At 55.8% G+C, this 25,983-nt stretch carries 21 protein-coding genes; 2 read left to right on the forward strand and 19 right to left on the reverse strand.

Annotation, left to right across the window (positions count from 1 at the left end; all coding sequences use genetic code 11):
- Positions 1-121: 121 nt before the first annotated feature.
- The 15 genes from cpsG to ACOTYB_RS02955 all read right to left on the reverse strand — a co-directional run bounded on the left by cpsG (position 122) and on the right by ACOTYB_RS02955 (position 15,834).
- A complete protein-coding gene (gene cpsG, locus ACOTYB_RS02885; protein WP_220153209.1) occupies positions 122-1,492 on the reverse strand; it encodes a phosphomannomutase/phosphoglucomutase in 1,371 nt (456 codons plus the stop codon).
- Positions 1,493-1,601: 109 nt separating this feature from the next.
- Positions 1,602-3,038 (reverse strand): mannose-1-phosphate guanyltransferase, encoded by a 1,437-nt coding sequence (cpsB, locus tag ACOTYB_RS02890; RefSeq protein ID WP_003863522.1) that lies wholly within the window; start codon positions 3,036-3,038, stop codon positions 1,602-1,604.
- 3 nt (positions 3,039-3,041) lie between these two features.
- On the reverse strand, positions 3,042-4,265 hold the full coding sequence (wcaI, locus tag ACOTYB_RS02895; RefSeq protein WP_022651482.1) for a colanic acid biosynthesis fucosyltransferase WcaI: 1,224 nt from the start codon (positions 4,263-4,265) through the stop codon (positions 3,042-3,044).
- The gene (locus ACOTYB_RS02900) at positions 4,262-4,741 is read right to left on the reverse strand and encodes a GDP-mannose mannosyl hydrolase (RefSeq protein ID WP_003863519.1); all 480 of its coding nucleotides are present in this window, start codon (positions 4,739-4,741) and stop codon (positions 4,262-4,264) included. Before ACOTYB_RS02900 ends, wcaI begins: the two co-directional genes overlap by 4 nt.
- A gap of 2 nt (positions 4,742-4,743) precedes the next feature.
- On the reverse strand, positions 4,744-5,709 hold the full coding sequence (gene fcl, locus ACOTYB_RS02905) for a GDP-L-fucose synthase (RefSeq protein ID WP_003863516.1): 966 nt from the start codon (positions 5,707-5,709) through the stop codon (positions 4,744-4,746).
- A gap of 2 nt (positions 5,710-5,711) precedes the next feature.
- Positions 5,712-6,833 (reverse strand): GDP-mannose 4,6-dehydratase, encoded by a 1,122-nt coding sequence (gene gmd / locus ACOTYB_RS02910; protein WP_003863514.1) that lies wholly within the window; start codon positions 6,831-6,833, stop codon positions 5,712-5,714.
- Positions 6,834-6,854: 21 nt separating this feature from the next.
- Positions 6,855-7,409, reverse strand: coding sequence for a colanic acid biosynthesis acetyltransferase WcaF (wcaF, locus tag ACOTYB_RS02915; protein WP_015572376.1), 555 nt, complete (start codon positions 7,407-7,409; stop codon positions 6,855-6,857).
- A 16-nt stretch (positions 7,410-7,425) separates the two neighbouring features.
- Positions 7,426-8,172: a colanic acid biosynthesis glycosyltransferase WcaE gene (gene wcaE, locus ACOTYB_RS02920; protein ID WP_003863510.1), complete on the reverse strand. Its 747-nt coding sequence runs from the start codon at positions 8,170-8,172 to the stop codon at positions 7,426-7,428.
- A 16-nt stretch (positions 8,173-8,188) separates the two neighbouring features.
- Positions 8,189-9,409: a colanic acid polymerase WcaD gene (gene wcaD / locus ACOTYB_RS02925; RefSeq protein ID WP_003863508.1), complete on the reverse strand. Its 1,221-nt coding sequence runs from the start codon at positions 9,407-9,409 to the stop codon at positions 8,189-8,191.
- Positions 9,384-10,601 carry a colanic acid biosynthesis glycosyltransferase WcaC gene (gene wcaC, locus ACOTYB_RS02930; RefSeq protein WP_058648587.1) on the reverse strand — a complete coding sequence of 406 codons (1,218 nt, stop codon included), beginning with the start codon at positions 10,599-10,601 and terminating at the stop codon, positions 9,384-9,386. The genes wcaD and wcaC overlap by 26 nt, the downstream gene beginning before the upstream one ends.
- Entirely contained in the window at positions 10,598-11,089 is a 492-nt protein-coding gene (gene wcaB / locus ACOTYB_RS02935; RefSeq protein WP_003863505.1) for a colanic acid biosynthesis acetyltransferase WcaB, read from the reverse strand. Before wcaB ends, wcaC begins: the two co-directional genes overlap by 4 nt.
- Entirely contained in the window at positions 11,089-11,931 is an 843-nt protein-coding gene (gene wcaA, locus ACOTYB_RS02940; RefSeq protein ID WP_017693085.1) for a colanic acid biosynthesis glycosyltransferase WcaA, read from the reverse strand. The genes wcaB and wcaA overlap by 1 nt, the downstream gene beginning before the upstream one ends.
- A 151-nt stretch (positions 11,932-12,082) precedes the next feature.
- A complete protein-coding gene (gene wzc, locus ACOTYB_RS02945) occupies positions 12,083-14,245 on the reverse strand; it encodes a tyrosine-protein kinase Wzc (protein WP_220153211.1) in 2,163 nt (720 codons plus the stop codon).
- 2 nt (positions 14,246-14,247) lie between these two features.
- Positions 14,248-14,691, reverse strand: coding sequence for a low molecular weight protein-tyrosine-phosphatase Wzb (gene wzb, locus ACOTYB_RS02950; protein ID WP_220153212.1), 444 nt, complete (start codon positions 14,689-14,691; stop codon positions 14,248-14,250).
- A 6-nt stretch (positions 14,692-14,697) separates the two neighbouring features.
- The gene (locus ACOTYB_RS02955) at positions 14,698-15,834 is read right to left on the reverse strand and encodes a polysaccharide export protein (protein WP_003862079.1); all 1,137 of its coding nucleotides are present in this window, start codon (positions 15,832-15,834) and stop codon (positions 14,698-14,700) included.
- A gap of 692 nt (positions 15,835-16,526) precedes the next feature.
- Between ACOTYB_RS02955 and ACOTYB_RS02960 the strand changes: the two genes are divergently transcribed.
- Entirely contained in the window at positions 16,527-18,110 is a 1,584-nt protein-coding gene (locus ACOTYB_RS02960) for a TerC family protein (RefSeq protein ID WP_023314474.1), read from the forward strand.
- A 113-nt stretch (positions 18,111-18,223) separates the two neighbouring features.
- Here the strand turns inward: ACOTYB_RS02960 and asmA are convergent, their stop codons facing one another.
- The 3 genes from asmA to udk form a co-directional block, all read right to left on the reverse strand.
- Positions 18,224-20,074, reverse strand: a complete 1,851-nt coding sequence (gene asmA, locus ACOTYB_RS02965) for an outer membrane assembly protein AsmA (RefSeq protein ID WP_220153213.1) — start codon at positions 20,072-20,074, stop codon at positions 18,224-18,226.
- 23 nt (positions 20,075-20,097) lie between these two features.
- Entirely contained in the window at positions 20,098-20,679 is a 582-nt protein-coding gene (dcd, locus tag ACOTYB_RS02970; RefSeq protein ID WP_013097886.1) for a dCTP deaminase, read from the reverse strand.
- 91 nt (positions 20,680-20,770) lie between these two features.
- Positions 20,771-21,412, reverse strand: a complete 642-nt coding sequence (gene udk, locus ACOTYB_RS02975) for a uridine kinase (protein WP_000130320.1) — start codon at positions 21,410-21,412, stop codon at positions 20,771-20,773.
- 342 nt (positions 21,413-21,754) lie between these two features.
- Here udk and ACOTYB_RS02980 point away from each other — a divergent pair, with 342 nt between their 5' ends.
- Complete coding sequence (locus ACOTYB_RS02980; RefSeq protein WP_421765742.1) at positions 21,755-25,084, forward strand: diguanylate cyclase; 3,330 nt, start codon at positions 21,755-21,757, stop codon at positions 25,082-25,084.
- Here ACOTYB_RS02980 and alkA read toward each other — a convergent pair.
- Complete coding sequence (alkA, locus tag ACOTYB_RS02985; protein ID WP_003862082.1) at positions 25,049-25,921, reverse strand: DNA-3-methyladenine glycosylase 2; 873 nt, start codon at positions 25,919-25,921, stop codon at positions 25,049-25,051. The genes ACOTYB_RS02980 and alkA overlap by 36 nt on opposite strands.
- Between the last annotated feature and the right edge of the window lie 62 nt (positions 25,922-25,983).

The following is a 25,983-nucleotide window of genomic DNA, read 5'->3' on the forward strand; positions in this document are numbered from 1 at the left end:
CCTTTAGTTCTAAACCTTACCCCTCGCCCCTCACCCCGGCCCTCTCCCCAAAGGGGAGAGGGTGTTCAAGTTCCCTCTCCCCTTTGGGGAGAGGGTTAGGGTGAGGGGTAAGGTTTTCTTTTTACTGATTCAACAGCGCCAGAATGTCCTTCGTTCGGGCTTCCATCAGCGCGGTATCGGCGCGGGACTCCACGTTCAGGCGCACCACCGGCTCGGTATTGGAGGAGCGCAGGTTGAAGCGCCACTGCGGGAACGCCATGCTGATACCGTCGGTACGGTCAATCTCCAGCGCATGAATGGCAAAGTGCTGTTCCACGCGGGCAATGGCCTCAGCGGGCTGTGCCAGTTTGCTGTTGATCTCACCGCTCGCCGGGAACGCCGCCATGCGGTCGCGCACCAGTTCGCCCAGGCTCTGCCCTTTCAGGCACAGCAGCTCGGTCACAAGCAGCCACGGGATCATCCCGCTGTCGCAGTAGGCAAAATCACGGAAATAGTGGTGGGCGCTCATCTCGCCGCCGTAGATGGCGTCTTCCTCACGCATACGCTCTTTGATAAACGCGTGGCCGGTTTTGGACATCACCGGCTCGCCGCCCGCGGCCTTCACCACGTCGACGGTGTTCCAGGAAAGACGCGGATCGTGAATGATTTTCGCCCCCGGGTTTTTCTCGAGGAACGCTTCCGCCAGCAGGCCAACGATGTAGTAGCCTTCGATAAACTGCCCATTCTCGTCGAACAGGAAGCAGCGGTCGAAGTCGCCGTCAAAGGCGATACCCATATCGGCGCCGTGCTCAATCACCGCGTTGCGGGTGTCGTCGCGGCACTCCGGCAGCAGCGGGTTAGGAATACCGTTCGGGAAGTTGCCGTCAGGCGCGTTGTGCACTTTGACGAAGGTCACCGGCACGTTCATCGCCTTAAAGCGGGCTTCAAGTGCATCGACAACCGGGCCTGCCGCGCCGTTGCCGGAGTTAATCACCAGCTTCAGCGGTTTGAGGTTCGCCACGTTGATGTAGCCCAGCAGGTGGTCGATGTACTCTTTTTGCAGGTTAATCTGCTTATAGCTGCCGCGTGTGGCTTCATTCACCGGCGGGAAGTCGTTGGCCTCGGCCAGACGCTGCACGTCACGCAGGCCGGTGTCGCCGCTGATAGGACGCGCGCCCTTGCGCACCAGCTTCATGCCGTTGTAGTCCATCGGGTTATGGCTGGCCGTCACTTCGATACCGCCATCCACGCCCAGGTGGAAGGTGGCAAAATAGATCTCTTCGGTACCGGAAAGGCCAATGTCCAGCACATCGACGCCCGCGTCCTGTAGCCCTTTCGCCAGCGCCAGCTTCAGGGATTTGCTGGTCAGACGCACGTCGCCGCCCAGCACGATAGTTTGTGGTTTCAGATATTCGCCGTACGCGCGGCCGATGCGCCACGCAATGTCTTCGTTCAGCTCTTCGCCCAGCTTGCCGCGAATATCGTAGGCTTTAAAACAGGTTAATTTTTCCATGATGACCCCTTTTTCAGGCAACAGTTGGCCCTGACCATGTAATGGCCAAATTTATTTTTTTCATTCGTAGGCCCGGTAAGCGCAGCGCCACCGGGCATGATGCGGAGTGCTACACGCGCCCGTAGCGATCCTGGAAGCGGATGATGTCGTCCTCTTCCAGATAGGAGCCGGAACGCACCTCAATTAAGTCGAGCGGAATTTTCCCCGGGTTTTCCAGACAGTGCGTGGCGCCCAGCGGAATATAAATGGACTCGTTTTCACCGAGCAGCTTCACTTCACCGTCGATGGTCACTTTGGCGGTCCCTGCCACCACCACCCAGTGTTCGGCGCGGTGATGGTGCATCTGCACCGACAGCCCTTCTCCCGGCTTCACGGTGATGCGTTTCACCTGATAACGCTCGCCAGCGTCGATGGAGTCATATTTGCCCCACGGGCGGTAGACTTCACGGTGAATATGGTGTTCGTGACGGCCATCGGCCTTGATCTTCTCCACCACTTTTTTAACGTCCTGCACGGCATTACGGTCGGCAATCAGCACCGCGTCTTTGGTCTGCACGACCACCAGATCCTTCACCCCTACCGTAGTGACGAGGCCAGATTCGGCGTAGACGTAGCTGTTTTCCGTTTTGTGGCTGATCACATCCCCGTGATGGACGTTACCCTCCGGGGTATGCGCGCTGATCTCCCACAGTGACGACCAGGAGCCGACGTCGCTCCAGCCCGCATCCATCGGTACCACTACCGCATCTGCCGTACGTTCCATCACCGCATAGTCAATGGACTCTTCCGGACAGGCGAGGAAGGCTTCTTCGTCCACGCGGATAAAATCGAGATCCGGATCCACCACCGCCATCGCTTTTTCGCAGGCGCTTAAGATATCCGGGCGATATTTTTCCAGCTCTTCCAGGTAGCGACCGGCGCGGAACAGGAACATACCGCTGTTCCAGTAGTATTCACCGCTGGCGACATACGCCTGCGCGGTTTCCAGATTCGGTTTTTCGACAAACTGCGCCACGTCAAAGGCCACGCTGTCGCCTTCACCAGGCGTAACGCTGCCGCGGCGAATGTAGCCATAGCCGGTTTCCGGGAGATCCGGCACGATGCCGAAGGTCACCAGCTTGCCGTTCTCAGCGTAAGGAATCGCGGCGCGTACCGCGTCGCGGAAGGCCTCTTCCTGCTGGATGACGTGGTCAGCCGCCAGCACCAGCATCAGCGGGTCGCAGTCCGGGCTGCTGCGTTTTGCCGCCAGCGCCGCAAGGGCAATAGCAGGCGCCGTGTTGCGTCCGGCAGGCTCCAGAATGATATTTTCGGTCAGTTTGTTCAGCTGGCGCAGCTGCTCGGCAACGATAAAGCGGTGCTGCTCGTTACAGATCACCACCGGGCTTTCACACTCCACGCCGTGCAGACGGTTAACCGTCGTTTGCAGCATGGTGAGGTCGCCTTTCAGGCACAGAAATTGTTTTGGATAAAGCACGCGGGACAGTGGCCACAACCGGCTCCCGGATCCACCCGCCATTACGACCGGATACAAAGTGGTTTGACTCATGATTTATCCCCGTATATCTGCAATAAATTGGCTCAGCACGTTCTCTTTCTCGAGCGTGCGTTCGGCATATTCACGTGCCACCGTGTTCTCTTTTGGCATGGCGAGTGCCTGCTCAATTCCGGTCACCAGCGCAGGAACCGATTCAGGCTCCACGCAAACGGCAATGCCCGGGTAGCTGTTGCACAGCTGGCCTAATTCTGTTGCGGCTTCTGCCGTAATCACCGCGTTTCCGCCCACTGCCAGAATGTTGGTCAGCTTGGACGGCAGCACCGCATCCGCCGCGCCGCGTTTTTGCACCACCAGATGGCAATCCGCCATTTTCAGCAGCGCGGGCAGCGCGTCATAAGACTGAAGCGGGAAGAAGCGGATGTTGGTCAGTCCGCGCTCGCTGGCCATTTTTTCCAGCCGCGCTTTACCGCCGCCCTGCCCGACTATCACGAACATCCACGGGTGTTCGCTCAGCTGAAGCGCGGCGTCAATCACGCTCTCCAGCCCCTGTTTTTCGCCGATGTTGCCTGAGTAAAGAATGATTTTTTGCTCAGCAGGCAACCCGAGCTGCGCGCGTAACGCCTGCGCATCCTGGTCTGTCACATCGCGGAAGCGCGCCACTTCGGACCAGTTCGGAAAGAAGATCACTTTTTCCGCCGGGACGCCCTTCTCCTGCGCCTTGTTCATCATCGAGCGCGAAATGGTCGAGACGTAATCCACGTTGTGCAGGCCGCTGCGCTCAAAGGCGCTGGCGAGCTTCGCCACCTTGCCGCCCTTGCCTTTCCCGGCCATACCCAGCCCGAGCATGGCGTCCACTTCATAATCCTGAATGTGCAGCAGGGTGCGCGCGCCGGAGAGTTTTCCCAGCAGGCGCATGCCTGGCGTGCAGAACAGGGTCGGCACCACGCCGATGATGCGATCCGGCTTCCAGCGACGCTGCGCCATCAGCGGGAAGAAACTGCTCAGGGCAAAGCTGCCCAGATGAATTAAACGTTTCAGCGTCGAGGGCTGTTTCGGCACGTAGAGCGGGCAGCGCCAGACGGTCGCGGCGCCCTCTTCGCGGCGGTAGCGCCAGCTGGAATAGCGTTCGCCTACCTTCCACTCCGGGTAATACGGCGGGGCAGTAATCACCCGCACGTCATGTCCCTGGCTCGCCATCCACTCGACCATCTCGCCGGTGTATTTCCCGATACCGGTAAGCTCCGGCGAGTAGTTAATTCCGTAGACGAGGATTTTCATAGACCTGGCACCTCGGCCTGACGTTCCGCAAGGAAGTACGCCCGACTGTTGTCATGGACGTTGTCGCTTGCCAGCAGCGCCTCTGGCGTTAACCAGCGGTAATCGTCATGCTGAGAATCAGGCAGACGCAGGTCTGCCTCACTCACCTTCAGGCGGAACCCCAGCACGACGTAGTGCGTGGTGAACCCGGTGCCTGAAAAGTTATCGTCATAGAAGTGCTGCCAGACCCCGTAAAATTGGCCCGCTGCCATCGGCAGTTGCAGGCCCAGTTCCGCCAGAGTGAGACGCTCAAACGCATCTGTAAGCGTCTCATCCTTCTGCACGCGCCCGCCGGGCACGAACCAGAAGCCCTGTGCAGGACGATTGGTTCGTTTCCCCAGCAAGAACTCGCCGCGTTCGTTCTCCACGATCAAATCAATTGAGATCAGCGGAGTGGAACGCACTACCGTGGCAAAATCTTCCTGACTTAAAAACATCATTACCCCCGGAAGCGGTGCTGGTTTTCCAGGAACCACTGGTAGGTGCTGGCCAGCCCCTGCTCCAGTGAGACCTCGTGATACCAGCCCAGCTGATGCAGACGGGTCACGTCCAGCAGCTTGCGCGGCGTGCCGTCCGGTTTGGTGGCGTCAAACACCACGCGTCCTTTGTAGCCCACCACCTGCGCGATGGTCTGCGCCAGCTCGCGAATGGTGCAGTCCACGCCGGTCCCGACGTTAATGTGCGACAGCATCGGCTCGGTGTTTTCCTGCCACACTTCGCGATCCAGCTCCATGACGTGAATGCTGGCCGCCGCCATATCGTCCACGTGAAGGAACTCGCGCATTGGCGTACCGCTGCCCCACACCACCACGTCCGGGGCGTTTTCGGCAGTCGCCTCGTGGAAACGACGCAGCAGCGCCGGGATCACGTGGGAATTGCTCGGGTGGAAGTTGTCGTGCGGTCCGTACAGGTTGGTCGGCATCACCGAGCGATAGTCGCGGTTATACTGACGGTTGTAGGATTCACACAGCTTGATCCCGGCAATTTTGGCAATCGCATACGGCTCGTTGGTGGCTTCAAGCGTGCCCTGCAACAGTTCGCTCTCGGCGATCGGCTGCTTCGCCATTTTCGGGTAGATACAAGATGAGCCGAGGAACAGCAGCTTGTTCACGTTGTGCAGATGCGCCGCGTGAATGATGTTGCTCTCAATCATCATGTTCTCGTAGATGAAATCCGCCGGGTAGGTATTGTTAGCGATAATGCCGCCCACCTTCGCCGCCGCCAGATACACCTGGTCGATACGTTCGCTGGCGAAGAAGTCCTGCACCGCTTTGCTGTCAAGCAGGTTCAGCTCGTCGCGGGTGCGAACAATCACCTCCACGTCACCGCGCTGTTCCAGCTGGCGAACAATCGCGGAACCCACCATTCCGCGATGACCGGCGACAAAAATACGTTGTTTTGTCATTCTCAGGACTCCAGCGCGATGGCAACCTCGTAGCCATGAGACTTGAGCAGGGAGTGTTTTTTCGCTGCTTCAAGATCTTTGGCCACCATCTCGGATACCATTTCTTGCAGGGTGGTTTCTGGTTTCCAGCCCAGCTTCTCGTGCGCTTTGGTTGGGTCGCCCAGCAGGGTTTCCACTTCAGCAGGACGGAAGTAACGCGGATCAACCTGGACAATCACGTCGCCTGGCTTCACGCCCGGTGCGTCATGGCCGGTCACGGAAACAACGATACCCTTCTCTTCCACGCCGGTGCCTTCGAAGCGCAGCTTGATGCCCAGCTGTGCCGCAGCCATCTCAACGAACTGACGTACGGAGTACTGCACGCCGGTCGCAATCACGAAGTCTTCTGGCTGCTCCTGCTGCAACATCATCCACTGCATTTTCACGTAGTCTTTCGCATGGCCCCAGTCACGCAGGGAATCCATGTTGCCGAGGTGCAGGCAAGACTCCAGGCCCTGAGCGATGTTAGCGATCGCGCGGGTGATTTTGCGGGTCACGAAGGTTTCGCCGCGACGTGGAGATTCGTGGTTGAACAGAATGCCGTTACAGGCGTACATGCCGTAGGATTCACGGTAGTTCACGGTGATCCAGTAGGCGTACAGTTTCGCCACAGCGTACGGAGAACGCGGGTAGAACGGCGTGGTCTCTTTCTGTGGAATTTCCTGCACCAGACCGTACAGCTCAGAGGTAGATGCCTGGTAGAAGCGGGTTTTCTTCTCAAGACCCAGGAAGCGAATCGCTTCCAGCAGACGCAGCGTACCCATGGCGTCCACGTCAGCGGTGTACTCCGGGGACTCGAAGGAAACCGCAACGTGGCTCATCGCGCCCAGGTTGTACACTTCATCCGGCTGTACTTCTTGCAGGATACGGGTCAGGTTGGAGGTATCGGTCAGGTCGCCGTAGTGCAGATGGAATTTCGGGTTTGCCGCATGCGGATCCTGGTAAATGTGATCGACACGCTCGGTGTTGAATGAAGAGGCACGACGCTTAATACCGTGAACTTCATACCCTTTTTCCAGCAGCAATTCTGCCAGGTAAGAACCATCCTGCCCGGTAACGCCGGTGATGAGAGCGACTTTAGACATGTTTATATTCCTCTGTACTTATCAAAGTTTTTCAGTTTCAACGCGTTCGCGTATCACCACTGCGGGGTTGCCACGGCAAATTTTATTTGCCGGAAGCGATTTAAAAACGCTGCTGCGGGCACCGACTACCGTGCCATCGCCAACAGAAACACCGGGTGCAACAAAGACGTCTGTTGCCAGCCAGCATTTTTCACCGATCACAACAGGCGAAGCGGTAATATCAAAATGCGGGCTCATAAAATCGTGGCTGCCGGTGCACAAATAACACTTCTGTGAAACCACCGAATTTGCGCCAATCGTAATCTCACCAAGGGTATATAACACTGCGTCATCCCCAACCCAGGCGTAATCCCCAAGCGTTAATTTCCAGGGATAAGTAATTTTCACCGAAGGTCGAATGACTACGTTTTTTCCTATTTTTGCGCCAAACAGACGCAGTAAAAATGCGCGCCAGCGGTACAGTATTTGCGGCGACCAGGCAAATAACGTTGCCTGTACAGCCCACCACAGTTGAACTTTAATACCGCTCCCTCCCCGAAAACCTTTAGGTACGGAGAATCCATTTAATTCCTGCATTACGTTTCCTTATATCTCAGGCTTTGTTATATAAGGCTTTCGCTTTACCCGTCGTTTTCAGACGTAAGAAATAAGATAATTCCGCCCAGAACCCTGGCACGCGTAATATTTTACGCTGCACGTTTTTTGCATCCTGGCACAGTTCCAGATTATTTGAGGTTGACACGCCGCCCATTGAAAATTCAGATACCAGTCCTTTAATTCGACGGAACGGGTAGCCAGATTTGTAAAGGCTGGCGGCCAGGGCATAATCTGATGACACTTTATAGCGCAAATCGTAAGGCTGTTTTTTCAGGCCGCTCATTGGGAAGAAAATAGCCTGATGGCTGGCCGGGAGGCTGTGGTAGATATACCAGCCTGGTTTCGCACCGCGCAGCACTTTTTTCCCCTCGCCGAAATCAAGCAGCGCATCACCGATAAACATGGCATCTTCTTTCTGGCGCGCCAGCTGACGGGCAAACAGCGCCACATCTTCATGGAACACATCGCCGGAATTGAGGAAGATGGCGTAACGCCCCTGCGCCATGTTGATGCCTTTATTCATGGCATCGTAAATGCCTTTATCTTTCTCGCTGATGTAACGTAAGTTGAACTCACCGTTGAGTTTTTCCAGGAACTCCGCCGTGCCGTCGTTCGAGCCGCCATCGACCACGATCCACTCAAACGTGAGGCTCGGATCGCGCGCCAGGTTGCGCAGCGAGCGCCAGGTTTTTACCACCCCTTCGTAGTTACGAAAGGCGACAGTAATGACGCTAAGAAACATAAATCACCTCATTTCGTCATACGCTCGTAATATTCAGCGCCTTGCGCAAAATAAACGGACATACAATTAAGAATGCATATTCCGGGCTAAATATTGACCCGGTAAAAAACAACGACACCGGTGTGAACAGATAAAGTTGCACGCGAAAGTTCTGGTTATCACCAAACGCGTTAATCATCATTTTGAAAACTTTAAACAGATACCACAGTGTCAACAGTACGGCGAACCAGGAAAAATAGATAATTAACAGGTACAGACCATTGTCTATGGTTTTACCGACATCCGCACCGTTAAAAATTCCGAATGATGCAACATATTCATAAAGTGAGCCGAATCTTACTACGCCATCTATATGGGTTAAGGAATAACCCACCATCACCAGTGGACCAATGATGCGATAATAGGACGATGACCCTTCCGTTCCCAAATCACCCAGACGCTCAGAAATGTACGGAAACGCAAATATCACGCCCACTAAAAATACCGTCAGAGAGATTATCGCCAGCGGCAGTTTTTTCTTAATCGCCTCTTTGTTCAGGTACTGGAACGCCCACTCCAGCAGGTAAAACAGAATAAACGTCATTACCCCGGAGAACGACCCTGACAGAACGATTCCTGCAAGAATCATAGCATCGGTCTTGGGGGTTTTGATACCGAACTGTTTGATGCTGAGCCAAATTGAGATTAATGCCAGAGCAAAAAACGCCGGTTCAAAATAGAGCGCGGTTGTACGCTTGCCACCAAACTTAATGAAGTTCAGTACATAGCTGTTACTGTATATAAGATATTTCGAAATTATTTCCATCAGGCTGCTTCCGCCTGTGAGAATAATTTGCGCCATCTCCATTGCCGCAAGCACAACAATCAGCCCGACGACAATATAAAAGAACCTGAGGATTTTCCTATAATTGTGCGGAGAAATAGTTTTAAAGCGAATACTCCACACCATGCCAATAATGATAACGATATAAACAAACAGCATGGTGGAGGTGACATATTTGCTGGCGTCCAGCGACTGACCAAAGATGTAGTTAAACGCCGTAAGACCAAACCCGATGCCCAGCGCAATCATCAGCTTTTTGAGGTTAAGCTTGTCAACGTAAAGCAACAGCAGAACCGGCAGGAAGGTGACGATAGTGATCGGGAAGCTTTCGCCGAGCTGGGCAATCTTAACGTTGACCAGCAGGTAGATCAGCGGCAGCAGCAGATAACTACAGATTCTGATAGAACGAGACATACTCCTCCAGCATCTGTTGTCCACTGTACGCTTTACGGCTGCGGTTGCGGAACGATTCCAGGTCAGTGCCAAAAACAGCCTGCGCGATATCGGCCTTCGACAACTGCACCAGCGGCAGCACCTCGTTTTCACTGAAGGTTTTACCGCCGGATTTCTCCAGCACTTCCCGCGCGGCGTCGCTGTGGGTGGCAATCACCGGCACGCCGATGGAAAGCGCTTCGCACAGGATCAGCGGGTAGTTGTCCACGCGGGAGCTGAACACCAGCGCGTCCATACCGTTCAGCGCGCTCATCAGTTTGCGTTTGTCGGTTTCAAACCCGTGGTTCACCACGTTAGCGCCTTCAAACGGGGAGAATTTGCCAAAGGTATGCAGCTCAATCTTGTCGCCGAGCGCCATCATGTCGCGCACCAGCTGCTGGTTAGTTTTGCCGTCGTAACGCAGGTCATGGGCGACGACCGCAATTTTCGGCTTACCGGCGGTAACGGCTACGGGCGTCAGTTCGGCCAGGATCGCTTCCGTCGCCACATCAATACCGTTGTTGATGATCTGGCAACGCCCTGCTCCGTACAGGCTATTAAAAGCATCCGCCACGTGCTGGCTTGGGGAGATAAAGGTGCAGCCGAGCGAGAGCATATCGCGGAACAGCTGACGCTTACCCTCAACCAGCTGATGCGCGCGATCGATCTTCACCGGCGGGTAGTTGCTGAGCGTAGGGCATTTCTGACAGTTATCTTTCCAGCCTTCGCAGCCGTCGGTAAAGGCGCAGCGTCCGGTCACGCTCCAGTGGTCGTGCAGCGTCCAGACGAATCGGGTATCCGGCTTATGCGCCTTCACCTTGCCACAAAACGCCACCACCTCTTCCAGATTCAGCCAGTAGCTGTGCAACACGTGAAAGTGCAGCACAACCGGGCCGCGAGTGCGGGTGACGGTGCGGTAGAGATTGTTCAGGTTGCCGAACAGGTCGCGGTTAAACAGGCGGAACAGCGCGATATTGGCGATGGAGGTCAGACGTGGCGTCTGCTTCAGCACCTGCGGATAGTTATCATGGCTGACGCTTTTCTTGCCACCTTTGCCGTAACCGTAAACGAAGCGCGACTGTAATCCTTTTTGCAGCGCGCGCTGGTGCAGATCCAGCGCTACGCCTGCCGCCCCGCCCTCTGCGAGGCGTACGTTAAATTGCAGAATGTTCATTTTATCACCTTCACGCGGGCTTTCTCGCCCACCACCAGCGCGTTGTCCGGAATGCTGTCCAGCACCACGCTGCCTGCGCCAATCGTCACGTTATTGCCCACGGTAATGTCCCCAATCATCACTACGTTGGCACCCAGCTCGACGTTATTGCCGATGACCGGGCAGGCCAGGCTGTCCGGCCCGCGGTTGCCGATCGTCACCCCGTGGCGAATGGTGAAATCATCACCCGCGACGACGAACTTGTTGATGACCACCGCATAACCGTGATGAATGGTAAAGCGGCGGCCAATGGTGGCTGCGGCCTGAATTTCATAGCCAAAAAAGCATTCGGTGATGATGCGGTACAGCACCAGCACCGGCGCGGCCCAGATATTGTTCAGCACATTTTTTTTGCGCCACACCGAGCAAAAGTGCGCAATACGGTAGGCCAGAACCATGCAGCACGGGCGCAGGCTCCAGCTGTTAGCGCGACAATCTTCCAGAAACATTATTTCCCCCGAAGCCCGTCAGCCAGACGCTTGCCGTTACGTACCGACAGCAACGTCAGCAACGTGCGCCAGTTCATGCGCTTGTTACGGATCTGATACAGGGTGAAGAGCTGATACTTTCGGCTGGCACGGTCAAACTTGTCCTTGTGCTTGCGGTAAAAATGGAAGTAGCCCGAGAATTTCTTCGGCGACGAGGTGATTTGCATCTCCCCGTGATTGATGTGCAGGATCTGCGTGGCCTCTTCCACCTTCCACGGCTCGCCGTACTCCACCACCATCCGCAGGAAAATGTCGTAATCCTGCGCGGCCTTCAGCTCGGTATCGAACAGGCACTCCTTAAAGCGCCATGCCCAGGTAAACACCTGATTGCCGATAATGTTGCGCTTGTAGAACAGGCGGCGGGAATACGGTGATTTCGGATACAGCGGCAGGCTGGCCGGCTGCGAATAGACCTCGCCCTGGCAGACATAGTCATTGGCATACAGAAACGCGTGGGTCACCAGCTGCGCTTTGTGCGACAGGAAGATCGACAGACGGTTTGGCGTCCATTCGTCATCGTCGTCGATACCGGTCAGATACTGCCCTTTCGCCTGCATAATCGCCTGGTTGCGCACCGCACACGCCCCGGAGTTGATAGCGTTGTGCGTGTACATCACGCGTGGGTCGTTCAGGTCTTCTACAAACTTTTGCAGTTGTTCGTAAGAGGAGGAACAGTCATCCACGATAATCAGTTCCCAGTTATCGTAATCCTGACGCAGGACCGATTTAATCGCGCGGATCGCCAGCTGCTGACGATTCCATGTCGGCATATAGATAGAAATCAAAGGGCGTTGTGTGGTCATATTTTCCCCTCACCCCGGCCCTCTCCCCATAGGGGAGAGGGTGAAAGGCATCCAGTGGTTATCATTACGTTCGTCCCCCAAATCCAGCACCGAACAGTCCCCTCTCCCCTTTGGGGAGAGGGTTAGGGTGAGGGGTGTGGGGTGCATTTTGTTATTTACTGTCAGACTTGTATTCGTACTCGTAGTAGCCGTAATCCTGATACCCGGTCGCGCGGCGGAAGATGGAGTTCAGAATGACCCCCTTCACCTCAATACCGTTCTGCTCAAAGCGGCTCAGGCTGGTTTCCACTTCCTTAAGGGTGTTCACCGCATAGCGTGCGACCATCAGCGTGGTGCCCGCATGACGCCCTACCACGGCAGCGTCGGTGACCGCCAGAATTGGTGGGGTATCGATCAGCACCAGGTCATAGTTTTTGCTCGCCCACTCAATCAGATGCGTGAAGCGCTCGCTCATCAGCAGTTCAGACGGGTTCGGCGGCACCTGTCCACGCGGGATCAGGTCAAATTTCGGAATCGACGTCGGCTTGGCGCTCTCGCTGATTTCCCCTTTACCGAGCAGGATTTCCGACAGTCCGTTAACGTTGTTGGTCCCCAGCAGCTCGTGGGTGTAGCCCTTACGCATATCGCAGTCGATCAACAGCACGCGCTTGTTGGTCTGGCTCACCACCGCCGCCAGGTTGGCGCAGACGAAGGTTTTACCGATTGATGGGCTAACGCCGGTCATCATCAGGACGTTGTTTTTGGCCTGCATCATGGCGAAGTGGAGGCTGGTACGCAGGCTGCGCACCGCTTCAATCGCCAGGTCAGTCGGGTTACCCACGGCCAGCAGCTGGCTCTGTTTGTAACGCTTGACGCCCTTAACGGTTTTGACGCTGTCACGGGACTTCTGCCACTCGGAGAGCGGGATGCTGGCGTACACGCTGATCCCGTTCTCTTCCAGCACCTGCGGGCTTTCGATACCGCGGTTGAACAGCGAGCGCAGCAGCACGCCGACGATGGAAAGCATCAGGCCGAGAATAATACTGCCGAGGATAATCAGCGCCTTCTTCGGCTTCAGCACGCCCGGCTGGGTAATCGCCGGGTCAACGATACGCACGTCGCCGACGGTGCTGGCTTCGGTGATTTTCAGCTCCTGCTGTTTGTTCAGCAGCTGCATGTAAACCTGCTGGCCGGATTCCACATCACGCGTCAGGCGTACAATTTCCTGCTGCGTCTTCGGCATCGCGGTCACGCGGTCATTCAGCTTCGCCTTCTCTTCTTCCAGGGTACGACGTTTCTCCAGCAGCGTGCGGTACGCCGGGTGACGTTTGGTATAGAGCTTGGAAATCTCCGCCTCTTTGAAGGTCAGCTCGTTCAGCTGCGCATCAATATTCACCATGGAGTCGAGAACCGATTTCGCCTCCAGCGGCAGATCGACGGAATCCTTGTCCTGACGGTACGCGTTCAGCTTGTTCTCAGCGTCATCCAGACGGGCGCGCACCTCCGGCAGCTGTTTACTGAGAAACGCCAGGCTTTTTGCGGCTTCCGCTGACTTGCGCTCAACGTTCTGCTCCAGATAGTTGCGGGTGATGCTATTGAGGATGTCGCGAATTTGATCCTTGTCTTCACCGGTGAAGGTCATGCTCAGAACGCCGGTGTCCTTGCCGTTTTCGGTGACGGTCAGGTTGTTTTGCAGGTTGTTGATCATCCCGAGCGTCGAGAATTTGGTGACCGTAAACTCCCCGCCCTCATGCGCCTGAATTGCGCTGACCTTGATGCTGACGCCCTCTTTGGTCAGCATCTGCCCCACCTCGCCGCGCGCGCTGAAGCCCGCGTCGCTGGTCAGCTGATACTGTTTTGGTCCCAGCACGGTCAGGGTAAAGGTTTGGTCCCCTGCCCCTTTTGGGATCACGAAGTCGGTCACTTTTACCGTATCGTTACTGCGCCCCATCAGGCGATCCCAGCCTGCGCCAAACACCGGGAAGGTGTTTTTGGTGACCGCGATATCCAGCCCCAGGTCGTGAACCGTTTTGCCCAGTACCAGGCGCGACTGAATCAGCTGAATTTCGGCTTCCGATGCCGGCGGCTTGTTGGCCAGCGCCGAGCCGATATCCTGAACCAGCGAGTTTCCGGTATTTTGTTCGATCTGCACCAGCGCGTCGGCGCTGTAAATAGGCGTCGCGAACAGCGTATAAACGATCGCCGCCACGGCAAAAATGGCGGTAATACCCAGCACGCACCATTTCGCTTCAATAACGGTCCCGACCAGGCGACCGATATCGATTTCATCACTGCCCGACGTCGGGGCGGCAGAAGGTCTTGTTTTTTCTGTCATTGTTATCCCTGCTGAGCTTTCAGTGCCTGCGCCCACTGACGGGCAGACTGGTCTAGTAAGGTGTATACCGCCTCAAAGGCCTCGCGGCTCTTGCGATACGGATCGGGAATTTCGCGCTCACCATCCCAGTGACCAAACAGCATCACCTTGCCGCGCATCTCCGGTGCGATATCGCACAGCGCGTGAATGTGGCGTTTTTCCATCGCGAGGATCAGGTCATATTCCCGGCACATCCGGCCAGAGACCTGACGGGCAACGTGCCCGTCGAGTGAGAGGTTATGCTTAAGGGCAACGCTTGCGGCACGTTCGTCGGCACCTTTTCCGACCAGCGCGCCCAGCCCTGCGGAGTCGACCGTTAACGCAGGCTGGTAATTTTTCAACAGCCTTTCAGCCGTGGGGGAACGGCAAATGTTCCCCACGCACACCACCAGAATTTTGTTAAACATCGCGGCTTACCAGTTATGAACGTCGCTCGCCGTATCCGTCATGTAGCGAACGCCACTGATGGTAGGCAGCAACTGGTTGATCAGACGGTTCCAGCGGGCGACCGGCGCGGTGGTGACATAGACCACATCGTACGGCTGGAGACGGAACGACGTTGCCATGACCAGCGACGTCGCGTCGGACATATCCAGCTGGTAGATGTTGGCAATCTTGCCCTTCGCGTTCTCGCCTTTGATAGGACGGATCACGAAGATACCGCTGGCGTTGGAGGCGGTCAGGTCGATGCCTTCCGCATTGCCCAGCGCTTCGGTCAGGGTCATACCGCTGAAGTCCATCTTGAGGGTGCTCTGTTTCTTCACTTCACCCATCACGAACACTTTCAGATCGTCATTGCGCGGCACGTACAAAATGTCGCCCGGATAGAGGAGGCGGTTCTGGGTCAGGTCACCGTTTTGCATCAGCGCCTGAAGCGAAATGCGCTGCTCTTTGCCGTTGTGGGTTAGCACCACGTTGCGCCAGTCAGCGCCGTCGGTTAAGCCGCCTGCGGCATTGATCGCATCAAGAACGGTGAGCGGGACGTTAGTAATAGCCTGCTGGCCGGATTTATTGACCTGGCCAGAGATATAGGCTTTCTGGGATCGGAACGCGGCGATATTAACGTCCACCTGCGGGTCAGCAATGTACTGCGCCAGGCGGCCGGTAATATCACTACGGATCTCAGCAAGCGTTTTGCCCGCGACGTGCACTTTGCCAATGTAGGGATAGAACATGGTGCCATCGGACTGTACCCAGTTACCGGTGTCGCTTGAGCTGCGGTACTGGCCCGCAGGCGTGGTCAGCTCCGGGTGATCCCAGACGGTCACGTTAATGACATCACCCGGACCCACGCGATACTGGTAAGAGGCAATTTCCTGGTCCAGAGACATATTTGGCTGAGCAACATTTGGACGTGGGCGTAATTGTTCCACCAGACGTGGGGTTAATGGATACACATTCACCATTTTGTCGAGATCAAAATCAGCATCCTGCTGTTTAATCACATCCTTGCCCATTGTCGACATATTGCTGCCGGGAAAGACCGTGCAACCACTCATCAAGGTCACAGACACCAATAATGGCATCAATTTCATTTTGGATTTCATCATTGATTATTTATCACTTTGGCAGAGTAATTATCCTGTGCAATTAAAATAAGCGCGGGTCGAGGTGACAATCAGAATGCAGTTAATCATTTAGCAATATAACTGGCATCAGTCCTAAAAAAAGCTTATTCATCAATTGGCTATTGACAGAATAATTGAGGCTGATTCACACGCTTTCAGGCACGCTACCGCCCTTGGCTTTCAGTTACCAATCCACTGACTAAACAATGCGTTATGGTTAGACACCCTCTTGGATAAGGCCTTTTGCGAAATATATCAAACGCCTCACAGGGGCGATTGATAATGTATAACCTTCACCAAAGACCGAAACAAAATAGCAACAAGGAGTTTTAACATTTGATGCTGGAAGAATTGTTGCAGCTAACCTAATAGCAGGCAAGGAGACAACCGTCCTAATATCCGTTTTTAAGATTAATATTAAGAGCAAAGTTTTAAGGTTTTCGGATTTTCTTTATATTGACAAAATAGAACGCCGGACCATTTATTGCGATATTTCCTAAATAACGACTTCTGTAATTAAACCTTCGCAATTAACTTATTTACACCGCCCGGCAAACGGGGTTTACCTGAGTGTAGCATTAAGAGAAATCTCACCCCGGCATTGCAATTTCCGTCGGCTTTATCCATGATCGAAGTGTGACATTAGTCATATAACAGAAGGTATTGCATTTACTATGGAATGGATTGCCGATCCATCAATCTGGGCCGGGCTGGTGACGCTGGTCGTCATCGAATTAGTGCTCGGCATTGATAACCTGGTGTTTATCGCCATCCTTGCCGATAAATTACCCCCTTCACAACGCGACCGCGCCCGCGTGACGGGTCTTCTGCTCGCCATGGTGATGCGTCTGCTGTTACTGGCCTCAATCTCGTGGCTGGTGACGCTGACCAAACCCTTATTCAGCGTGCAGGGTCTGAGCTTTAGCGCCCGCGACCTGATCATGCTTTTCGGCGGATTGTTCCTGCTGTTCAAAGCCACGGTTGAGCTTAATGAGCGGCTGGAAGGAAAAGACAGTGAAAACCCCACCCAGCGACGCGGCGCTAAATTCTGGCCGGTGGTCGCACAGATAGTGGTGCTGGATGCCGTCTTTTCTCTCGACTCCGTGATCACGGCCGTCGGGATGGTTGACCATCTGGCGGTGATGATGGCCGCCGTGATCATCGCCATCACCCTGATGGTGCTCGCCAGTAAAGCCCTGACGCGCTTCGTGAACAGTCACCCGACTATCGTCATCCTCTGTCTGAGCTTCCTGCTGATGATTGGCTTTAGCCTGGTAGCGGATGGTTTTGGCTTCCATATCCCGAAAGGGTATCTGTACGCCGCCATTGGTTTCTCGGTGCTGATTGAGTTTCTCAACCAACTGGCCATTTTCAACCGTCGCCGTTTTCTTTCCGCGAACCAGACATTACGGCAGCGCACCGCAGATACGGTGATGCGCCTGCTGAGCGGCAAAAAAGAGGATGCCGAGCTGGATGCTGAATCCGCGGCGATGCTTGCCGACCACAGCGACGGGCAGATCTTCAACCCGCAGGAACGCCGGATGATAGAGCGCGTGCTTAACCTCAACCAGCGCACAGTGAGCAGTATCATGACCTCCCGCCATGACATTGAGCATATTGACCTGACGGCGCCGGAAGAGCAGATCCGTGCCCTGCTGGATAAAAACCAGCACACCCGCGTGGTCGTGACCGGCGGTGAAGAGGAAGAAGAGCTGCTGGGCGTGGTACACGTGATTGACCTGCTGCAACAGCAGCTTCACGGCGAGCCGCTAAACCTGCGCGCGCTGGTGCGCCAGCCGCTGGTCTTCCCGGAAGCGCTGCCGCTGCTCTCCGCGCTGGAGCAGTTCCGCAACGCGCGCACCCACTTCGCGTTTGTCGTTGATGAGTTTGGTTCTGTGGAAGGGCTGGTGACGCTCAGCGACGTGATGGAAACCATCGCCGGTAATCTGCCTAATGAGGTGGATGAGATCGATGCGCGCCACGATATTCAGAAAAACGCCGACGGCAGCTGGACCGCCAACGGCCATATGCCGCTTGAAGATCTGGTGCAGTTCGTTCCGCTTCCGCTGGACGAGAAGCGCGAATACCACACCATCGCCGGTTTGCTGATGGAAAATCTGCAACGTATTCCGCAGCCGGGGGAAGAGGTCCAGGTGGGGGATTACATGCTCAAAACCTTGCAGGTTGAGAGCCATCGCGTGCAGAAGGTGCAGCTGATACCGCTGCGCGGTGAAGATGAGATGGATTTTGAGGTGTAGGTAAAAAGCAAAACGGCAACCTCGTTGCCGTTTTTAGTGTTTGCTCCCTCTCCCCGTCGGAGAGGGCCAGGGTGAGGGCATCAGGCCGTACATGCCACCCGGCACAACAGGCATCACAGCTTATCGAGCAGTTTTTTCACGTCCTTACCTGACTGAGTCTCTTTATTGCGGTCCGCCCAGTCATTCAGCCGACGTTTCGCTTCACCCTGAAGGTGCTTACGCAGGATCTGATCGACCTGCAAACTGTAATTCAGCGCCTGCCATTTTCCGTAAACGCGCAGCGGTATCGGCGTCTCTTTCAGGAACTCTACAAGCTGGCCTTCGCCTTCCCAGCCAGCCTTCACGCGGACGTTGAAGCGGGTGTCTGCCGTCTCTTTCACCAGATCCAGCGCGCCGGTTCCGGTCAGCGCCAGCAGTGACGAAGTGCCCTGCATGTCGTCAAGCGAGAGCTGACCGTCGTCGAGGGCAAGCTCACTGGTAAAGCTGTCGAGACGGGTTGCGCTGTCGTAGTTTTCATTCGCTTTCACGCTGCTGCTGCGCTCTACCGCCTGCTGCACCAGCTGCTGGAAGTTCAGCCCTTCCATGCGCGTATCTTTCAGCTCAACGTGCGCCTGCCCCTGCCAGCTACGACGGAAGGCATCCGCATCAATCTTCGTGCCAGAGAAATCCCCTGCCAGCGACAGCTGCCCCGTGAGGGCAATTGGGTAATTAAAGGCTTTCAGGATGGTGCCAATTTCAACGTTTTCCAGACGCGGCTGGAACGCGGCGCTGGCAACGTCTTTGCGTACATCCAGCGTGCCCGGCAGCGAGAGGTTCCCTGCTCCCATTTTTCCGCTGAGCTCGGAGATGACCAGCAGGCCGTTGTGGTTGAACATCTGGCTGCTGACGTCGGTAAAATCAATTCCACGCCAGCGCACGCTGTTCGCTTTCAGCAGAATGTCGGCGGTAAATCCGCGCAGGCCGTTGTAGTCAGGCAGATCGAGATTTGAGGAGATCACCGGACGCGACTGCGTGGCCTGGCTTTGCCCTACCTGCGTGGCTCCCTCATCGGTCGCGTTCACCGGTTGGAGCGGAAGCAAGTTCTCGAGATTCAGCTTGTCGAATTGCAGATCCAGCACCCACTTAGGTTTCTCATCAAGCGTGACGCTCGCCTGCCCCTTCAGGGAACTGTCGTTGGCCTGGAGGTTGAGCGCGTTCAGTTCGAGCTGTTTGCGCTCTTCATGCCACACCGCCTGCATCGTGCCCTGGCCGGCAATCCCCTTCGCGGGTAAATCCGCGCCGGTCAGCTGCCAGTTGAGCTGCTGAACGTCCGCCGTCAGCTGGTGCGGATAGTCAGAAGCGTTCACGTTTGCGTTCATCGACAGGTTGAGATCGCGCTGATTGCGGTTGATCCGCCCGGAGAACTCCATGGTGGCGTGATGATTGGCGTCCTGCTCCATCCTGAGATTGATATTGCGTACGGTGATCTGTTCGTCATCCTCATGCTGGAAAACCAGCACGCTGTCAGCAACTTTCAGATTACCAATATCGAACGACCAGCCGGTATCAGAGGGGACGTCAGGCAAGGTGTTTTCACGCGGTGCGACCGGCGCATCCGCCTGACGAACGGCTTCGGTTTGCGGCGTAAGCTGAATCACCGCCCCTTTCAGCATCACCTGTTCAACCTGGAGCTGATGGGATAAGAGCGGGATGAGCGCAACATCAAGACGCATGTTATCCGCCGTCACCAGCGGCTGCGCGGCGCCCGGCGCGGTGAGCGACATACGTCCGGAGAGAATGCTGAGCTGCGGCCAGACGTGCCAGCGCAGGGGCCCGTCCAGCTTGAGTTCATACCCGCTGCGCGCTTCCACCTGCCGCACCATGTAGGCCCGGAAGTCATTCGGGTTAACCAGCAGCACCAACGCTGAAAGGCCAGCCACCAGCACCACCAGCAAAATCATCAGCGTTGTCAGAACTCTTCTCATGGCTTCCTCAGTGAACTCACAGATCAGTCTTTATCGATACGACTGGCAACCGCACCCTGCTGGTCGCGATATTTTGCGTCCTGACGGCGGTTATAAGGACGGTCTGCCGGGCCGGTCAGCGGTTCGAAGCTCAACGCACCAATCATCATTCCCGGACGAAGCGCCAGCGGCAGTTTACCGGCGTTAAAGAACTCCAGCACGATACGGCCCGACCAGCCCGGATCGATACGGTGCGCGGTGACGTGCACCATCAGGCCCAGACGCGCCAGGGAAGAGCGTCCGTCAAGCCAGCCGACCAGATCCGCAGGCAGCGTGACCGATTCAAAGGTCACCGCCAGCGCCAGTTCGCCGGGATGGAGATAAAACGCCTCTCCTTCGTCGATGACGATTTCGTCGCTCATGACGCGATCCAGCGCCGCGCTGACTTCGTCTTTCGGCCCGCTGAGGTCGATAAACGGTGCCGTGTGGCCGCTGAAGGTGCGGAATTTATTCCCCAGACGCACATCGACGGTCACGCCGTTAATACGCTCAACCGGCGGACGCGGGGTGATAGACAGGCGGCCTTCATCCAGCCAGGCTTCTATATCGCGGTCACAAAGACGCATGGCACTTTCTCCTTTCGTGCATCGCGCCCTGAAGCCTTACGGCGTCAGGGCAAAACCAGGTTATCTCTGAACGGTACACAATTCACACGGCTTATTCAAAAAACTGACTGATTTTCGCTTTTAAGATATCAATGGCAATACGGTTTTTACCGCCACGAGGCACGATAATATCGGCGTATTGTTTCGAAGGCTCAATAAATTGCAGGAACATCGGGCGAACGGTTTTCTGATATTGCGCCATCACCGAGTCCATGGAGCGGCCACGTTCATTAACGTCGCGTTTGATACGCCGCATCAGGCAGATATCCAGAGGAGTGTCGACGAAAATCGAGAAGTTCATTGATTCGCGCAGACGGGCGTCGGTGAGCAGCAAAATCCCTTCAAGGATAATCACCTTCTTGGGCTCGATACGGATCGTTTCCTGGGTGCGGGTATGTTCCACGTAGCTGTAGACGGGCAGCTCAATTGCCTCGCCGCGCTTTAGCGCTTCCAGATGCTGGAACAGCAGGCTGTGATCCATCGCACTGGGGTGGTCGTAGTTGGTTTTTACGCGCTCTTCCATCGAAAGATGGGATTGATCTTTGTAATAGCTATCTTCGGGAATAACACCGATATGCTCATCACCCACTTGTTCACGTAGTTCGCGATAAAGCGTACTGGCAATAAGACTTTTACCTGAAGCCGATGCGCCGGCGATGCCTATGATGACGCACTGATGAGACTTATCAGTCATAAATTTAGCGACCTGATTAACCTGGATGTAAGGAAGGACGACGCCGGAGCGTCAAACGCGGCAATTATAGGGATTTCGGGGGCGTGATACCAGTCGAATGCGCAGGTTATGCGAGGCGGGCTGAAAAGCGCCGTTTCACGCCTTTAGCGAAATTTTTACGCGCGGATTTTCACCATTTCATCACCATTCTTCGCAGAGTAACTATTTTATAAGTCTATGAAGTCAAAATCTGAGCACTCGGCATATGAATTGTAAAATGTTTGTACTAGCATAAACCAAATTATTAATTTCACGCGTCCGGACCTGGCTCCTGACAACATGGCGTCCCTGGATAGAGCGGTAATGAATAAACAATACCAGCGGGTTTTGGTTACTACCCCACATCCTTTACTGCGGCTTGTCTGTCTGGGTCTGGTCACGTTCATCTTCACCTTATTTTCCCTCGAGCTGACTCGCTTCGGTACGCTGCTGGCGCCATTGTGGTTCCCGACTTCAATAATGATGGTAGCGTTTTACCGCCACGCGGGAAAAATGTGGCCCGGCATTGCCCTCGCCTGCTCTTTTGGCAATATCTTTGCCTCGTGGATGCTCTTCTCATGGGAATCGCTCAACATCACCTACACGGCGATCAATATCATTGAGGCCACGGTTGGCGCGCTGTTACTGCGTAAACTGCTCCCCTGGTATAATCCGCTGCAAAACCTCAACGACTGGGTCCGGCTTGCCCTCGGCAGTGCCCTTGTGCCGCCGCTGGTGGGGGGCGTTCTGGTTCATTTTCTGGTGCCGAGCGCGGAGCCGCTGCGTAATTTCCTTGTCTGGGTACTTTCAGAGGCCATTGGCGCGCTGGCGCTGGTGCCTTTAGGTCTGCTGTTTAAACCGCATTACCTGCTGCGCCACCGCAATCCGAAACTGCTGCTGGAAACGCTGGTGACCCTGGTCGTTACGCTGGTTCTTTGCTGGACGGCAATCACCTGGCTGCCGTGGCCATTCACCTGCATCATCGTTCTGCTGATGTGGAGCGCGGTACGTCTGCCGCGTATGGAAGCGTTCCTGATATTTTTATTCACCATCATGATGGTGTCCCTGATGATGGCGCGAAATCCGCTCTCCATGACGCCCTCCTCCATGATCGTCACCTTCAACGCGCCGTGGCTCCCCTTCCTGATGATGCTGCTCCCCGCCAATATTATGACGATGGTGATGTATGCCTTCCGGGCCGAGCGTAAACATATTACGGAAAGCGAAGAACGTTTTCGTAATGCGATGGAATATTCCGCGATTGGTATGGCGCTGGTGGGCATTGAGGGCCAGTGGCTCCAGGCCAACAAGGCGCTGTGCAATTTTCTCGGTTACAGCCAGTCTGAACTCCAGTCGCTCACGTTTCAGCAGTTAACCTGGCCAGAAGATTTAAATACCGACCTGGAGCAGTTGGGACAGCTGATTAACGGGGAGATCAATAGCTACAGCCTCGAAAAACGCTACTACACTCGCAGCGGCGCGGTGGTGTGGGCGCTGCTGGCCGTCTCCGTTGTGCGCCATACCGACGGCACCCCGCTCTACTTTATTGCCCAGATTGAAGATATCAACGACCTGAAACAGACCGAGTGGGTCAATAAGCGCCTGATGGAGCGTATCACCCTCGCGAACGAAGCCGGTGGCATCGGGATATGGGAGTGGGATCTCGAGCCGGACGTGATCAGCTGGGATAAGCGGATGTTTGAGCTGTACGAGATCCCCCCGCACATTAAACCCACCTGGCAGCTCTGGCATGCGGCCATGGTGCCTGAAGATCGCACCCACGCCGAACAGGTGCTGCGAGAATCCCTTCAGGCCAGGGTGCCTTTCAAGCTGGAATTTCGCATTCGCGTCAAGGATGGCATCCGCCACATTCGTTCGCTGGCGAACCGGGTACTGAACAAACAGGGCGAAGTGGAGCGGCTGTTAGGGATCAACATGGATATGACCGAGGTGAAGCAGCTGAACGAGGCGCTGTTCCAGGAAAAAGAGCGCCTGCATATCACCCTCGACTCCATCGGCGAAGCGGTGCTGTGCACCGATATCGACATGAACATCACCTTTATGAACCCGGTCGCCGAGAAGATGAGCGGCTGGTCGCAAAGCGAAGCGCTGGGTCAGCCCGTTCTGAAGGTGCTGCACATTACCTTTGGCGAGAACGGTCCGTTAATGGAAAACATCCACAGCGGCGATATGTCCCGTACCGATATCGAACAGGACGTGGTGCTTAACTGCCGCAATGGCGGCAGTTTCGACATTCATTACAACATTACCCCCCTCAGCACTCTGGAAGGTAACACCATCGGCTCGGTGCTGGTGATTCAGGACGTGACCGAGTCGCGCAAAATGCTGCGCCAGCTGAGTTACAGCGCCTCACATGACGCCCTGACTCACCTGGCGAACCGCGTCAGCTTTGAAAACCATCTGAAGCGTCTGTTGCAGACAGTACAGGAGACCCATCAGCATCACGCGCTGGTCTTTATCGATCTTGACCGTTTTAAGGCGGTGAACGATACGGCAGGCCACGCGGCGGGCGACGCGCTCCTGCGCGAACTCTCTTCGCTGATGCTGACCATGCTGCGCTCCAGCGACGTGCTGGCGCGTCTGGGCGGCGACGAGTTTGGCCTGCTGCTGCCGGACTGCAACGTCGAAAGCGCACGCTACATTGCGGGCCGGTTGATCGACGCCATCAACAACTATCATTTTTCCTGGGAAGGACGCCTGCACCGTATTGGTGCCAGTGCGGGGATTACGCTGATTGACGACACCAATTATCAGGCTGCGGAAGTGATGTCTCAGGCCGATATCGCCTGCTACGCCTCGAAAAACAGCGGGCGCGGCGTGGTCACCGTCTACGAACCCCAGCAGGAGAGGATCCACAGCACGCGCAGCATGATGTCGCTGGATGAGCAGTGGCACATGATTAAAGATAACCATCTGCTGATGATCGCCCGCAGCGTCGCCTCGCCGCGCATTCCCGAGAGCAGTAGCTTCTGGCTGATTTCCTTGCGGCTGTGGACCAGCCAGGGGGAAGTGCTGGAAGAGCATGCCTTCCGCGCCGGGCTGGCGGAGCCGGAGCTGCTGCACGCCCTGGACCGACGTATCTTCAGCGAATTCTTCCGTACCTATGCCGCACAGGTGGCGGCCAAAGGAATGGGCGTCGCGCTGCCGCTCTCAGAAGCGGGTTTAGCCAGCGTCACGCTGGTGGATGAGCTGCTCGACCTCATTTCCAAAGGTCCGCTGCCGGCGCGGCTGCTGCATCTGGCGATTGCCGCTGATGTGCTGAGCAATACGGATGAAAACGTGCAGCAGGGTCTGCAAAAGCTTCGTCAGGCTGGCTGTCGCGTGGTGCTGTCGCGGGTTGGACGCGATATGAACGTCTTCAGCCAGCTCAGCGCCAACACCGCTGATTATCTGCTGCTGGATGCAGACGTGGTGACCAACGTCCACGGCAATCTGATGGACGAGATGATGGTGACCATCATTCAGGGCCATGCCCAGCGTCTGGGCATAAAAACCATTGCCGGGCCATGCCATCAGTCGATCATGATGAATACGCTGTCGGGCATCGGCGTTGACTTTATCTACGGCGACACCATTGGGGAAGCGCAGCCGCTCGATCTACTGCTGAATACCAGCTATTTCGCCATCAACTGACGGCGACCAACCGTCGGTGTACCAAATATGTAACAGCGCATACGAGCGCCACGGCTGCCAGCGCTCGGCGTAGCGACGGATCTGCGCGGGCGTCATACCGGCAAAGCGCTGTTTAATCAGATAATCATCCGGCAGGAAAACATCCTTCGCCTGCCAGCCGCGCAGGGCCAGATAATTCGCGGTCCAGCGCCCGATGCCGGGGCGCTGCTGTAGCGCCTTCATCCCGTCCTCAACGTTCGCGGGCGGGAACAGCGGGAATTCACCGTCCACCACCGACTGCGCCAGATGAATCAACGACTCCGCACGCTTGAGCGGCATCCCGAGTGCTTTCAACGCCAGCGGATCCACCGCGGCCAGTACCTCTGGCGGAGGAAAGCAGAGGTAGCCCGGCGCGTCCTGGATGGGTTCACCGCACAGCGCCACCACCCGTGACGCCAGTTTAGCCGCCATCGCCACGCTTACCAGTTGTCCAAGAATGGCGCGCACGCCCTGCTCGTAAGCATCCATTGCGCCGGGCAAACGTAACCCCGGCCGCGCCGCGCCGAGATCGCCGAGGGTCTGTGCAATGTGCTGCGGGTCGCAATCGAGGTCAAAAAGGCGGGCGATGCGGTCCAGGCAGATATCCGCCACCGGGATCAGGCCAGGGCTAAGCGACACCGCAAGCGTATGGGTTGCGCTGTCTGGCGTAACCCGGAAAACGCCCTTGTGCCCGGCATAGCCAAAACTGCGCTCGTAGTAATCCTTCGTAACGGTCTCAACCCCCGTGACCGCACGCGCGGCAAGAAAGCCAAACATCCACGACCAGTCGTAAGGCGGTTGCCAGTTCAGGGTGTACATTGTCTCTCCTTTTGTATTTACCTCAGCATAAACCGAAAGATCGCGTTGCGCCTTGCTTTCAT

This window comes from Enterobacter cloacae complex sp. IR5450, assembly GCF_049238665.1.
Taxonomy (GTDB): Bacteria; Pseudomonadota; Gammaproteobacteria; order Enterobacterales; family Enterobacteriaceae; genus Enterobacter; species Enterobacter hormaechei_C.